Genomic DNA, 13,108 nt, shown 5'->3' with positions numbered 1-13,108 from the left:
CAACGGCCCCGCCGGCGATCGCCGACGGGGCCGTGAGAGGGGGGGACGCCGCGGCCCGGGTCACGCTCGTGACCCCCCGCCCGCGACGAGAGGACCTAGAACAGGCGGAGCTTGTCGTCCTCGATGCCGCGCATGGCGTTGTAGTCGAGGATCACGCAGTCCATGCCGCGGTCCGTCGCCAGGACGCGGGCCTGGGGCTTGATCTCCTGGGCCGCGAACACGCCCCGGACGGGGGCGAGGTGCGGGTCCCGGTTCAGCAGCTCCAGGTAGCGGGTCAGCTGCTCGACACCGTCGATCTCGCCGCGCCGCTTGATCTCCACCGCCACCGTCGCGCCGTCGGCGTCGCGGCACAGGATGTCCACCGGACCGATCGCGGTCATGTACTCGCGCCGGATCAGGCTGTAGCCCTCGCCGAGGGTGTCGATGCGGTCGGCCAGCAGCTCCTGGAGGTGCGCTTCCACGCCGTCCTTGATCAGGCCCGGGTCGACGCCCAGCTCGTGGGAGGAGTCGTGCAGGACTTCTTCCATCGTGATGATGAGCTTCTCGCCCGCCTTGTTGATGACGGTCCAGAGACCGGCCTCGTCCCCGCTCCCCTCCTTGAGGGTGCACGGGGGCGACATCCAGTTGAGCGGTTTGTACGCCCGGTCGTCCGCGTGGATCGAGACACTGCCGTCGGCCTTCACGAGGATCAGACGGGGTGCCGAGGGCAGATGGGCGGTGAGCCGGCCCGCGTAGTCGACGGAGCAGCGGGCAATGACGAGACGCATGGTCGGCAACGCTACTCGACCGATGGGCCTCCGCGCGATTCGCCCGTGAAAGCCCCGTTCGCGGATGGCGCGTTGTATGCGCATTCTCCTGGTGCCGTGCCCGGTGGGCGCCTACCGTGGATAGCGGGAGGTCGTCGAGCGTGCACACTGCGTCGCGACTCTCCTTCCCTGCCCGTAAGACTCCGGCAACCCAAACGCCGGGGTCACGAGAGGAGAACCCATGTCGCTCGACGTCTCACCGGCCCTACTCGAACAGGCCGAGCGAGGCGAGGTCGACGAAGCCGCCTTCGTCGACTGCGTCCGGACCTCCCTGCCTTACGCATGGGAGATGATCAGCTCGCTGGTGGCTCAGCTGGAGGTTGAGGGCGGAGAGTTCGCCGACAACCAGACGCCGCCGCCGGACGAGCAGGCGCGTGGTCAGCTGCTGCGCGCCCTCGCGAGTGACGCGATACGTGGTGCGCTCCAGCGGCACTTCGGAGTGCGTCTGGCATTCCAGAACTGCCACCGTGTCGCCGTGTTCCCGCTGGACACCTCGTCGGATGACAGGCACGCCCGTTTCACCTCGATCCGGGGCCAGTTGCTCAACCAGTCGCCGGAACTGCGGGACTGCTAGGCCGTCTCTTTCGGATCTTGCCGGGGCCGCGGCGCCAGGTCCTGTCGCCACCGGTACTCCGCTGCCGCTCCGAGTCGCGAGAGGTGCGACTGACACCGGAGCGGCAGCCCCGGGGCCCCGACTCCCCGGCCACCGTCGGCCCGGGGGTCGATCTCACGGGAGCCGGATCTCAGCCGAGGCGGGGCAGGACCTCGGCGCCCAGGCGCCGTACGTTCTCCTCCGTCGCGGCGAGATCGCCGGAGCCCTCCGTGAGCAGGGCGAACCGGGTGATGCCCGTGCGTTCCGCGGTCGCCGCCAGCCGGTCCGCCGCCAGTTCCGGCGTACCGACCGGATGCAGGTCGCACAGCAGTTCCGTGTAGGCGACCGGATCGCGCATCGCGCGCTGCCTGCCGTCCACCGTCACGTGCGCGTCCAGCCCCTGCCGGAACCAGCCCGGCATCGCCTTCACCAGCGTCTCCCGGGCGTCCGCCGTCCGGTCCGCCAGCTGGCACACCCCCGCCGACACGTGCCCCGCCTCGGGGTCGTGACCGGCGGCCCGCGCGGTGCGCCGCCACAGCGCGACCATCTCCGCCTTGTCCTCGTCCCCGCAGTGCATGCCCAGCAACATCGGCAGACCCCGCTCCGCGGCCAGCCGCACCGACGTGGGGGAGGTGCACGCGACGATCACTTCAGGCCCCTTCCCGTCGCCGTCCAGCGCCTCCGACGGACGCGGTACGACGGCCACCTCGCGGAAGGCGTACCGCTCGCCGGCCGCCCCCACGCGCGGCTCGGACAGCCACCGCCGCAACAGGTCCAGATCGTCCGGGAAACCCTTCTCGTACGCGTCCAGACCGCCCCCGAACACCTCCAGGTCCACCCAGGGGCCACCGCGGCCCACCCCGAGGGTGAACCGGCCTCCCGAGGTGACGTGGAGCAGCGCCGCCTGCTCCCCGAGGGCCACCGGGTGCGTGCTCGGCAGCACGCTCACGGCCGTGCCCACCCGCAGCCGCCGGGTCCGCCCGAGCAGCAGGGCCGCGAGGGTCACCGCCGACGGGCAGACCCCGTACGGCACGAAGTGGTGCTCGGCCAACCAGACCGAGTCCAGCCCGGCCTCCTCGGCCACCTCGGCGGTCCGCACCGCCCGGTGCAGTGCCTCCCCCTGCCCCTGGCCCGGGAACTGGGCCGCCAGTACAAACGCTCCTACGCGCATCGCCCTTAGCCTCCTCGCGGCCGGCGCGGCCTCCCCCAGGTGGACCGGCTCGGTGCCGTTTCATGGCATCAACGTCTGATGGCAACAACGTCTGACAAGTGCCAAAGGCACGGCCTGACAGGAAAGTTATTGGGATTGTCATGCCGCCCCACGCGCCACGGGCCGTTCGGTCACCCTCCTTCGGACACCCTGCGGGTACCCGAGCTCGCTGCGCGTAGTCTGGGAGAAAGTCACTGCCGTCCGCCCATCCGTGAGGTATACGTGTCGCCGCGCCACAACCGCCCCAGGGGTGGGGGGAATCCGTCCGACCGCTCGGACCGGGGCTCCGGGTCGGGCTCGGGGGGCCTGGACCGGTTCGGTCTGGAGCAGACCGAGGAGTACCAGGGCGAGGAGTGGAAGGTCCGGCACGTCGCCGGCGCGAGCGCGGCCGGCAAGCGCTACCGCTGCCCCGGCTGCGACCAGGAGATCCCCTCCGGCACCCCGCACCTGGTGGCCTGGCCCGAGTACGGCGGCGTGGACGACCGGCGGCACTGGCACAAAGCCTGCTGGAACGCGAAGGACCGCCGCACCTCGCGGGTGCAGCGGTCCCGGAACGCGCCCCGGCACTGAGGCGGGCCGGTCGGACGCGTCAGACGTCCCGGCGGTCGACGATCACGTACGAGGCCGTCACCGCGGCGCCGGTCACCAGCAGGAGCAGCAGCATCTGGGGCAGGTCGCCGGGCACCCTCGTGTCGTTGCCCGTCGGCATGCCGAACAACTGCATCATCGCCACCGGCACGTTGTACTGGAGGACGATCTCCCCGATCCGGGCCGAGGCCTCCCAGTAGCTGAGCATCCCGCCGATCACCGGCGGCAGCGTGACCAGGCCGAGCATCAGGGTGATCGCCCCGGCGGAGTGCCGGACCAGCGCCCCGATCGCGAGGGCGAGCACCCCGAGCAGCGTGACGTAGAGGCAGCCGACGAGCGCGCCGCTCCACTCCCCGAAGGTGTGCGGTCCGGCGGCGGGTCCGTTGTGCACGGCCATCGCGGCGGCGGCCACCACGAAGACCGAGCCGACCGTCGCCGCCAGGGCCGTGGCGCTGAAGACGAGGTACTTCGCGGTGAGCACCCGGTGCCGGTCGGGGGCGGCGGTGAAGGTGGTGCGGACCAGGCCGGTGCCGTGCTCGGAGGTGATGGTCAGGACGCCCAGCACGATCACCGCGAGCTGGCCGACCAGCAGGCCGAACAGCGCCGGGGTGGTGAACGGCATCGCGACGTAGTCCTGGTCCGCGGTCTGGGACACGAAGAGCAACCCGATGCCGACGACGATCACGACCAGCGACCCGAGGGTCCAGATCGTCGAGCGCACCGAGGTCAGCTTGGTCCACTCCGAGGCCACCGCGTGCCCGACGTGCGGCCGGGTGTCGTCGTGCGGCGCACCGGGCACGGTGGGGGCGGTCGCGGTCGGGCCGGTCATCGGGTGTCCTCGGGGTTGCTCTGGGTGGCGCCGGCGAGCTCGCCGGGGTTGCCGGGCATCAGGAAGGGCCGCGCGTCCGCGCCGGGCGGCGGGGGCGCGTAGAACCCCTTCTGCGGCACCTCGGGGGCCGCGTCCGCCTCCCACTCCGGCACGCTCAGCGGCTCCGGTTCCCACAGCTCGGCCCGGGGGTCGTCGGTGGAGGTGTACTGGACGGAGGACTGGGTCATCCGCATGTACGCCTCCTCCAGCGAGGCCCGGTGCGGTGACAGCTCCCACAGCCGTACGCCCGCCTCGTGCGCGAGGTCGGACAGCTGCGGCAGGTCCAGCCCGGTCACCCGGAGGGCGCCGTCGGACTCCTGGAGCACCCGACCACCGGCCTTGCGGAAGGCTTCACCGAGCGTGTCCCGGCCAACCCGATCGGTCTCGGCCGCGCGCACCCGAGCGAATCCGGCCGAGTTGTGCGTGATGAATTCCTGGGTGCCCATGTCGGCCAACAGCCGCCCCCGGCCGATCACGATCAGGTGGTCGGCGGTCAGCGCCATCTCGCTCATCAGGTGCGAGGAGACCAGGACCGTACGGCCCTCGGCGGCGAGCCGGCGCATGAGCGTGCGCACCCACAGGATGCCCTCGGGGTCCAGACCGTTGACGGGCTCGTCGAAGAGCAGTACCCGGGGATCGCCGAGCAGGGCGGTGGCGATGCCGAGCCGCTGGCCCATGCCGAGGGAGAAGCCCTTGGTGCGCTGTCGGGCCGCGTCCTGGAGGCCCACCACGGCCAGGACTTCGTCCACCCGCTTCTCCGGGATGCCGGAGAGCTGGGCGACGGCCAGGAGGTGGGTACGGGCGCGACGGCCGCCGTGCATGGCCTTCGCGTCGAGGAGCGCGCCGACGTGACGTTGCGCGTTGGGCAGGTCGCGGAACGACATCCCGCTGATGGTGACATGGCCGGAAGTAGGCCTGTCCAGCCCGACGATCATGCGCATGGTGGTGGACTTGCCGGAGCCGTTGGGCCCCAGGAATCCGGTGACGTGACCTGGCCTGACCTGGAAGGACAGCTGGTCGACGGCGGTCTTCGCGCCGAAGCGCTTGGTAAGGCCGACTGCCTCGATCATGGTTCTGCCCCTTAGCAGGCCGGTACGACTCTCGCCCGTGTAAGGGTTAAGAGGATATCCAGTCTCCTACGGTTCCGTCTCGGCCGTCATCCCTGAGGTACCCCTGAGACCAACCCGAAGATCCCCCGTAGTACGGCGGACGTCCTTCTCGGGACGGACATCCGCCCGCACTCGTCCGTCACACGGGGGTGGCCGGGCCCGGCCCCTCCGTCACGCGTCGCGCTTCCTGAGGACAAGGAACCCGGCGAGCACGGCGGCCAGCGTCCACAGGGCCATGATCCCGAAGCCGCCCCAGGGCCCGTAGGGCGGCGCGTCCCCGCCCGCCGCACCCGGCGGGACGACCTGCATGATCCGGGAGCCGGCCTGATCCGGGAAGTACCGGGCCACCTTCCGGGTCGCCTCGACGGCCCCGAGGATGGTGGAGATCATCAGGAAGAACGGCATCAGCACGCACAGGGCGAGCATCGAACTGCGCAGCATCGTGGCCACGCCCATGGAGAACAGGGCGATCATGGCCATGTAGAGCCCGGCACCGATCACCGCGCGCAGGACGCCGGGCTCGCCGATCCCCACGCTGCGCCCGCCCAGCAGGGCCTGCCCGAGGAAGAAGGACAGGAAGCTGGTCGCGAGGCCCACGATCAGCGCCAGGGCGGTGGCGACGATGAGCTTGCCGAGCAGCAGGCTCCCGCGGCGCGGCACGGCCGCGAGTGAGGTGCGGATCATGCCCGAGCTGTACTCGGTGCCGACGACCAGCACCCCGAAGACGATCATGGCGAGCTGGCCGAGGGCCATCCCGGCGAAGGCCGACAGCGTCGGGTCGAAGGTGAGCTGCTCCTGCGGAGGCATGTCGTCGAACGAGGCGTTGATGAACGCGCAGAGCCCGGCGCTCACGCCGACCGTGACCACGAGGGCGGCGACGAGCGTCCAGGTGGTCGAGGCCACCGTGCGGATCTTGGTCCACTCGGACGCGAGGACGGCGGGGAAATCAGCCATGATCACTTCCCCTTCCGCTGCGCCGCGTCATACGAGGAGCCCCAGGCCGGTCCGGAACCGGGCGGGTCGGGGAGCACGTCGGCCGGCCCGGGACCGGGCGGTGTGCCGGGTGCTCCCGCCGCGTGGGCGTGGTACTCGACCGAGTCCGCCGTCATGCGCATGAACGCCTCTTCCAGGGACGCCCGCTGTGGGCTGAGCTCGTGCAACACCACCCCGTGCCGGGCCGCCAGCTCGCCGAGTCGCTCCGATTCCACACCGTCGACCTCCAGCGTTCCGGTCGCCGGGACGGAGATCGCGTCGATGCCCTCCTCGTGCAGGAGATCCTTCAGCCGCTCCTGCTGGGGCGAGCGCACCCGCACGTAACTCCGTGAGTTCTGCCGAATGAAATCGGCCATCGACAAGTCGGCGAGCAGCTTTCCCTGCCCGATGACCACCAAATGGTCGGCGGTCAGCGCCATTTCACTCATCAGGTGAGAGGAAACGAAGATCGTCCTCCCCTCGGCGGCCTGCGCTTTCATGAGATTCCTGATCCAGAGAATTCCCTCGGGGTCCAGACCATTGACGGGTTCGTCGAACATCAGGATCTCCGGATCACCGAGCAGTGCGGCGGCGATTCCAAGCCGTTGCCCCATGCCGAGCGAAAATCCTTTCGACTTCTTCCGCGCCACGGCCGTCAGTCCGACCTGGTCCAGCACCTCGGAGACCCGACTCCTCGGGATCCGGTTCGACTGGGCCAGGCAGAGAAGGTTGTTGTACGCGCTGCGTCCGCCGTGCATGGCCTTCGCGTCCAGCAGAGCCCCGAGGTGCGTGAGCGGCTCCGGCAGGTCCCGGTAGCGCTTCCCGTCGATCCGTACCCGCCCGGCGGTCGGATTGTCGAGGTCGAGCATCATGCGCATCGTCGTCGACTTCCCCGCCCCGTTGGGGCCGAGGAAGCCGGTCACCACCCCGGGTCTGACCTGGAAGCTGAGGTTGTCCACTGCCGTCTTCGCACCGAAGCGTTTGGTGAGGCCCTCAAGCTCGATCATGCGGCCACGCTAGAACGGCAGAGGGCCCCACGCCACCTCAAACAGGTGACACAAGGCCCTCGGTACCAACTGTCCGGCGCAATGGCGTACGACGCCTACGCGCGGTGCCGTACTAGCGGCTCTGCTGAGCCGGAACTCCACGCGTGACCGGCTCGTCGTCGATCGGGGAGCCGGCGGCGGCCACGGCCGCACCGGTCAGCGTCGCCAGCATCTCGCGGACGTTGGTCAGCTGCGCGTTGATCGAGTCGCGGCGGTTGGTGAGCGCCGCCAGCTCGCGCTCGGACTCGCTGCGGATCCGGTCCGCCTTCGCGTTGGCGTCGGCGACGATGTCCTCGGCCTGACGCTGCGCGGTCTCCACGGTCTGACGCGCGCGACGCTCGGCGTCGGTACGGAGCTTCTCCGCCTCCAGGCGCAGCTGCTCCGCGCGGTGTTCGATCTCCGCGAGACGCTTTTCCGCCTTGGCCTGACGCGAGGCCAGGTCGCGCTCGGACTGCTCGCGGCGCTTGGCCAGGTTGGTCTCGAAGTCCGCGGCGGCCTGGGCGGCCTTGGCGCGGGTCTCCTCGAAGAGCGCGTCGGCCTCCTCGCGCTTGGAGGCCGCGTCCTTCTGGGCCTCGGAGCGCAGGGTGGCGGAGTCGCCCTTGGCCTTCTCGACGATGCGGACGCCCTCGTCCTCCGCCTTCGACTTCCGGTCGGCGGCGAACGACTCGGCGTCGTTGCGCACCTGCTGGGCGGCCGACTCGGCCAGCTCGCGGTGCTGCTCGGCCGCGCGACGGGCCTCCTCGCGAAGGTCCTTCGCCTCCTCCTCGGCCAGTCGCAGGATCTTCTCGACCCGGGCACCGAGGCCGGCGTACGACGGCTCCGCGTCGCTCACCTGCGCCTGGGCGTTCTGCGTTTCGAGGTGCAGCTCCTCGATCCGCTTTTCCAGAGAGTTGATACGTCCTAGTGCGCTGTCGCGGTCGGAGACCAGCTTGGTAATGCGGTCGTCCACCTGACCGCGGTCGTAACCACGCCGCACGAGCTCGAAGCCGAAGGGGGAGGAAGTGTCGCTCATGGGGTTCCTGTCGAATGAGACCGATGAGGTGCTACGTGAGGTGTTAGGGGAATCCTAGGCGCCCAGACGGCGTGTCATCGAGTCAATCCGCGTTTGATCTGGACAATGACACCCCTTTTGAGTGGCAAGGCGACAGAATGCTTGTCACCCGTTCGCCTGAACCTCCATCAGGAGCACACATCTTCATGTGCTGACTAGCTCTCTGACGACTTGCCACTCGAACGAGTGGAACCCGCTGCCGCTCCGGCCTTCACGCCCCCCGCGCCCTGACCGCCGACCGTCGGCTTTCCGCCGCCCGAAGGCGCCTCGAATGATTCCAACGCCTCAAGAACGTCCTGGACACGGGAGATCTCCGCCTGAATGTCCTCGCGCCGGCGCACCAGGACCTCCAGCTCGCGGCGGCCCTCGTCGACCAGACGCTCGGCCTCCGCCTTCGCCTCGGCCAGAGTCCTCTCGGCCTCGCGCGTCACCTCGGCCTTCTTCTGCTCGGCCTCCTTCAGCAGCGCCTCCGCCTTGCGCACGGCGGCGATGCGGACCTTGCCGGCCTCGCTGCTCGCCCCCGACACCAGCTCCTTGGCCTTCTTGTCGGCCTCGACGCTCTGCTCGGTCGCCGCCCGCACCAACTTGTCCACGCGCTCGCCCGCGGACTTCATCTGCTCCGCCGACTCGCGGCGGGCCCGCTCGTGCAGTTCCTCGACCTCGGACTCGACCCGGCCGCGCAGCTCCTCCGCCCGCTCCCTTATGGCGGCGGCGTCCGTACGCGCCCCGACCAGCAACTCGTTCGCGTCCGTACGGGCCTTCTCCACCGTGGAGTTGCCCTCGACGGTCGCCTCCGAGGTGATCCGCGCGGCCTCCTTGCGGGCCGCGTCGACCATCGCGTCGGCCTGCTCCTCGGCCGCCGTGGTGGCGGCGAGGGCCTGCTGCTGCGCGTCGGTGGTGAGCCTCTCCGCCTCCGCCGAGGACTCCGTGATGAGCCGGTCCACCTGCTCGGCGGCCTCGCTGCGACGCTTGTTGGCCTCCTCGCGGGCCTCGTCCAGCAGCCGCTCGGACTCCGTACGGGCCTGCGCGCGGGTGCGCTCCGCCTCGCTCGCCGCCTCCGCCTTGACCCGCTCGGCCTCCGACCGGGTACGGGTCGCGTGCTCCTGCGCCGAGGACAGGGTCTCGGCGGCCTCCGTGCGCAGCCGTTCGGCCTCCGCGGCGGCCTCGCCGACCGTCCGCTCGTTGTCCTTGCGGGTCTCCTCGGTGAGCTTCTCCGCTTCGGCGGCGGTCTCGGTGATGAGCCGGTCCACCTGCTCGGCGGCCTCGCTGCGACGCTTGTTGGCTTCCTCGCGGGCCTCGTCGAGCATCCGCTCGGATTCCCGTTCGGCGCTCGCCAGCGTCTCGTTCGCCGCCTCGGTGACCCGCTCGGCCTCCGCGGTGGCCTCGCCGATGATCCGGCCGCCCTCCTCGCGGGACTCGTCCAGGATCCGCGCCGCCTCGGTGCGCAGCCGCCGGGCCTCCTCGGCCGCCTCGCCGACCGTGAGGTCGTTGGCCGCCCGCGTCTCGACCGTCATGCGCTCGGTCTCGGCCGCGGCCTCCCCGATCAGACGGGCGCCCTCGGCGCGTGCGTCGTCCAGGATCCGAGCCGCCTCGGTGCGCAGCCGCTCGGCCTCCGTCGCGGCTTCGCCGACCGTGGCCGCGTTCGCCGCGAGGGTCTCCTCGGTGAGCTTGTCCGCCTCCGACGCCGCCTCGGTGACGAGTCGGTCCGCCTGCTCGGCGGCCTCGCTGCGCAGCCGGTTGGCCTCGGAGCGGGCCTCGTCCAGCGTGCCCGCCGCCTCGGCGCGGGTCGCGTCGGCCGCGGCCTCGGCCTCGGAGGTGAGTCGGGCCGCCTGCTCGCGGGCCTCCTCGACCGTGGCGGCGTTCGCCGCGCGGGTCTCCTCGGTGTGCAGTTCCGCCAGCCGCGTGGCCTCGTCGACGATTCGGGTGCCCTCGGCGCGGGAGGCGTCCAGGGACTCCGCGGCCTCGCCGCGGATCCGGTTCGCGTCGTCCCGGGCGTCCGCCCGGGTCCGGGCCGCGTCCCGCTCCGCCGCAGCCAGCGCGTCGGTGGCCTCGGTGCGCAACCGCTGCGCGTACTCGGCGGTGTCGGTGCGCAGTTGTTCGGCCTCGGCGATGGCGTCGCCGACCGTGCGCTCCGCGAGGGCCTTCGCGGCGTCCGTCTCGACCCGGGCCTCGGTGCGCAGCCGGGTGGCGTCCTCGGACGCCCGCTCGCGCTCCGCGTGGGCGTCGGCGCGGACCCGTCCGGCCTCCTCCTCGGCCTCGTCCCTCGTGCGCGCGGCGGAGTGTTCGGCCGCGCTGCGCAGCCCGACGATCTCCTCCTCGGCCTGCTCGTGCAGCCCGGCCACGGCGTCCCGTACCTGCTGGGCGGTCGTCTCCGCGGCCGACACGACCTCGGACGCGCGCCGCTCGGCCTCCTCGGTCAGCCAGACCGCCTCGGCCTGTGCCTCCTCGGAGCGCTTGCGGGCCTGCGCCAGCAGTTCCTCGCTCTGCTCGCGGGCCTGGGCCCGCTCGTTCTCCGCGTCGGTGCGCGCGGACGCCAGCGTCTCCTCGGACTCCCGGCGACGCCGGGCGGCCTCCTCCTGCGCGGCGGCCAGCGCCTCCGCGGCCTCCGCGGCGACCCGCTCGGCGGCGGCCTTGGCCTCCGCGCGCAGCCGGTCGGCGGTCTCCTGCGCCTCCGAACGCACTCGTTCGGCCTCGGACTCGGCCTCGCCGCGCAGCCGCACCGCGACCTGCTCGGCCTCCGCGCGCACCCGGCCGGCGTCCTCCGCCGCGTCCGTGCGCAGCTGGTCGGCCTCCGCCTCCGACTGGGCCTGGAGGGTACGGATCCGCTCCGCCGCCTCGGCGCGCAGCCGGTCGCTCTCCTCCGTGGTCTCCCGGCGGATGTTCTCCGCCGAGGTCCGGGCGTCGCGCAGCGTCTGCTCGGCCGTGGTCAGCCGGTTCTCGGCGTCCGTGTGGAGCCGGACCAGTTCCTCGTCGGCCTCCGCCCGCTTCGCCGCCAGCGCCTGCTCGGTCTCCTCGCGCCGGGCCCGCGCCGCCGCGTCGGCCTCGGCGCGGACGGACTCCGCCTCCTCCTCGGCCTCGGCGCGCAGCCGCTCGGCCTCGGCGCGGGTGCGCTCCAGGGTCTCCTCGGCCTGCCGGCGCAGGGTCCCGGCCCGCTCCACGGCCTCGCCGCGGACCCGCTCGCTCTCGGCGGTCGCCCCGCCGCGCAGCTCGTCCGCGTCCGACTTGGCCTTGCCCAGCAGCTCCTCGGCGGTCCTGGCCGCCTCCTCGATCTGCTGGACCGCCTCGCGGCGGGCCTCGCCGCGGATCCGCTCGCCCTCGGCGACGGCCTCCGCGCGCAACTGCTCGGCCTCGCCGCGCAGCCTGCGGGCGTCCGCCTGGAGTTCGACCGTACGGGCCCGGTACTCCTCGGTGTCGTCCTTCGCGGCGCCCTTGAGTTCGTCGGCCGTGGCGGCGGCCTGCACGCGCAGCCGGTCGGCCTCGGCCTCCGCCTCGCGGCGGATCCGCTCGGCCTCCTCGGACGCGGCGCGGGTGGTGGCGCGGGCGTCCTCCGAGGCCTTGTTCAGTACTTCCTCGGCCGTGCGGGCGGCCTTCGCCAGCTGAGCGGCCGTGTCCTCGGCGGCGGCGGCGCGGGCCTGCTCCCCGGCCTCGGCGCGCAGCCGTTCCATGTCGGCGCGGGCGTCGGCCAGCAACTGTTCGGCCTCGCCCTTGAGGACCTCGGCCTCCTTGGTGGCCTCGCCGACCAGCCGGGCGACCTGCTCCTTCGCGGTGCGGGTGCGCTGCTCGTTGACGGACTCCGCCGAGGCGAGCTGTCGTGCGGCGCTCTCCTTGGCCTCCGCGAGGAGGGTCTCCGCCTCGGCGCGCGCGGTGCGCAGCGCGGAGTCGGCCTCCTGGACCCGGGACTCCGCGACGCGGCCGAGGTCCATGGTCTGCTGACGGGTCTGCTCGGCCTCGGCGGAGGTGGTGCTCCGCAGCCGTTCGGCGTGCTCGGTGGCCTCCTGCGCCTGCGAGGAGGCGGCGGTCAGCAGCCGCTCGGCCTCCTTGCGGGCCCGCAGCAGGGTGCTCTCGGCCTCGGTACGGGCGGCCTCCGAGTCGGCGGTGAGCCGGCGTCGGGCCTCCTCCGCGAGCCGGGCGGCCTCGGCGCGGGCGGCGTTCAGCGCCTGCTCGGCCTCGGTGCGGGACTCCTCCATGAGCCGGCGCGCCTGGGCCTCGGTACGGGCGCGCAACTGTTCGGCCCAGGCGACGTTCTCGTTGACGTGCGCCTCGACGGTCTGGCGGCGCTCGTTCAGCTCCTGGTCGAGGCGCTGGCGGCGGTTGACGGCCTCGCTGTGCAGCTCGGCCTGGAGGCGTGCCTGGTGTTCGGCGTGCTCCTGGAGGATCCGCTGGGTCTGGGCCCGGGCGTCGCGCAGCTCGCGTTCGGCGTCGGAGCGCATCTGGTCGGCCTGGATCTGGGCATTGCGGAGCAGCTGCTCCGCCTGGTAGCCCATGTCCGCGCCGTCGTAGGCGGGGCGGGACGCGAGATTGCGGCGTACCTCATGGAGCTTGGCGCGCAGCACCTCGACCTGGTAGCCCAGGTCCTCGGCGTGCTGGACGGCCTTCCCGCGCTCCTTCTTCAGCCGCTCCATCTCGGCTTCGAAGCGCGAGAGATGGTCGACCTCGGCCTGGTGGCTCTCCTGGCTTTCGTAGCCCCGCACAGCGCGGTCCCATCCGTCCCCTGGTCGCAAGCTCACTCCCAATTGAGCATCGCTCGCCCGCTGAACGACGCCCCCGGGGAATGGTGTCAGATACCGGGGCAGGGCTCACAGGCCCCGACCTCGTCTCCGCACCGAACCCCGGCCGAGCCATGGCCACTCTACCGGCCGGAGAAAC

The 13,108-nt window shown here is 72.0% G+C and carries 10 protein-coding genes; 2 read left to right on the top strand and 8 right to left on the bottom strand.

The window, feature by feature from the left end:
- Positions 1-95: 95 nt before the first annotated feature.
- A complete protein-coding gene (gene nucS, locus OTB19_RS11705) occupies positions 96-767 on the bottom strand; it encodes an endonuclease NucS (RefSeq protein WP_267798000.1) in 672 nt (223 codons plus the stop codon).
- Between the two features lie 220 nt (positions 768-987).
- Between nucS and OTB19_RS11700 the strand changes: the two genes are divergently transcribed.
- Positions 988-1,380: an SCO5389 family protein gene (locus tag OTB19_RS11700; protein ID WP_053677465.1), complete on the top strand. Its 393-nt coding sequence runs from the start codon at positions 988-990 to the stop codon at positions 1,378-1,380.
- Between the two features lie 169 nt (positions 1,381-1,549).
- Here the strand turns inward: OTB19_RS11700 and OTB19_RS11695 are convergent, their stop codons facing one another.
- Positions 1,550-2,569, bottom strand: coding sequence for an LLM class flavin-dependent oxidoreductase (locus tag OTB19_RS11695; RefSeq protein WP_267797999.1), 1,020 nt, complete (start codon positions 2,567-2,569; stop codon positions 1,550-1,552).
- Positions 2,570-2,830: 261 nt separating this feature from the next.
- Between OTB19_RS11695 and OTB19_RS11690 the strand changes: the two genes are divergently transcribed.
- Positions 2,831-3,178 carry an ATP/GTP-binding protein gene (locus OTB19_RS11690; protein WP_267797998.1) on the top strand — a complete coding sequence of 116 codons (348 nt, stop codon included), beginning with the start codon at positions 2,831-2,833 and terminating at the stop codon, positions 3,176-3,178.
- A 19-nt stretch (positions 3,179-3,197) separates the two neighbouring features.
- Here OTB19_RS11690 and OTB19_RS11685 read toward each other — a convergent pair whose 3' ends face one another.
- The 6 genes from OTB19_RS11685 to scy all read right to left on the bottom strand — a co-directional run bounded on the left by OTB19_RS11685 (position 3,198) and on the right by scy (position 12,933).
- Positions 3,198-4,025 (bottom strand): ABC transporter permease, encoded by an 828-nt coding sequence (locus OTB19_RS11685; RefSeq protein WP_267797997.1) that lies wholly within the window; start codon positions 4,023-4,025, stop codon positions 3,198-3,200.
- Positions 4,022-5,134 carry an ABC transporter ATP-binding protein gene (locus OTB19_RS11680; protein WP_267797996.1) on the bottom strand — a complete coding sequence of 371 codons (1,113 nt, stop codon included), beginning with the start codon at positions 5,132-5,134 and terminating at the stop codon, positions 4,022-4,024. Before OTB19_RS11680 ends, OTB19_RS11685 begins: the two co-directional genes overlap by 4 nt.
- A gap of 210 nt (positions 5,135-5,344) precedes the next feature.
- Complete coding sequence (locus OTB19_RS11675; protein WP_267797995.1) at positions 5,345-6,127, bottom strand: ABC transporter permease subunit; 783 nt, start codon at positions 6,125-6,127, stop codon at positions 5,345-5,347.
- Positions 6,128-6,129: 2 nt separating this feature from the next.
- On the bottom strand, positions 6,130-7,152 hold the full coding sequence (locus tag OTB19_RS11670; RefSeq protein WP_267797994.1) for an ATP-binding cassette domain-containing protein: 1,023 nt from the start codon (positions 7,150-7,152) through the stop codon (positions 6,130-6,132).
- 112 nt (positions 7,153-7,264) lie between these two features.
- A complete protein-coding gene (locus OTB19_RS11665; RefSeq protein ID WP_053677477.1) occupies positions 7,265-8,203 on the bottom strand; it encodes a cellulose-binding protein in 939 nt (312 codons plus the stop codon).
- A 194-nt stretch (positions 8,204-8,397) separates the two neighbouring features.
- On the bottom strand, positions 8,398-12,933 hold the full coding sequence (gene scy / locus OTB19_RS11660) for a polarized growth protein Scy (protein WP_267797993.1): 4,536 nt from the start codon (positions 12,931-12,933) through the stop codon (positions 8,398-8,400).
- Between the last annotated feature and the right edge of the window lie 175 nt (positions 12,934-13,108).

The organism is Streptomyces sp. H27-H5 (assembly GCF_026627505.1).
Lineage (GTDB): Bacteria > Actinomycetota > Actinomycetes > Streptomycetales > Streptomycetaceae > Streptomyces.
The sequence above is the reverse complement of the archived record's forward strand: the minus strand, read 5'-3'. Positions and strand labels throughout refer to the sequence as shown.

Excerpts from the sequence above, each read along its gene's own strand:
- OTB19_RS11685 (WP_267797997.1), bottom strand. The coding sequence starts at position 4,025 with ATGACCGGCCCGACCGCGACCGCCCCCACCGTGCCCGGTGCGCCGCAC.
- OTB19_RS11680 (WP_267797996.1), bottom strand. The coding sequence starts at position 5,134 with ATGATCGAGGCAGTCGGCCTTACCAAGCGCTTCGGCGCGAAGACCGCC.
- OTB19_RS11665 (WP_053677477.1), bottom strand. The coding sequence starts at position 8,203 with ATGAGCGACACTTCCTCCCCCTTCGGCTTCGAGCTCGTGCGGCGTGGT.
- OTB19_RS11670 (WP_267797994.1), bottom strand. The coding sequence starts at position 7,152 with ATGATCGAGCTTGAGGGCCTCACCAAACGCTTCGGTGCGAAGACGGCA.
- OTB19_RS11695 (WP_267797999.1), bottom strand. The coding sequence starts at position 2,569 with ATGCGCGTAGGAGCGTTTGTACTGGCGGCCCAGTTCCCGGGCCAGGGG.
- nucS (WP_267798000.1), bottom strand. The coding sequence starts at position 767 with ATGCGTCTCGTCATTGCCCGCTGCTCCGTCGACTACGCGGGCCGGCTC.
- OTB19_RS11700 (WP_053677465.1), top strand. The coding sequence starts at position 988 with ATGTCGCTCGACGTCTCACCGGCCCTACTCGAACAGGCCGAGCGAGGC.
- OTB19_RS11675 (WP_267797995.1), bottom strand. The coding sequence starts at position 6,127 with ATGGCTGATTTCCCCGCCGTCCTCGCGTCCGAGTGGACCAAGATCCGC.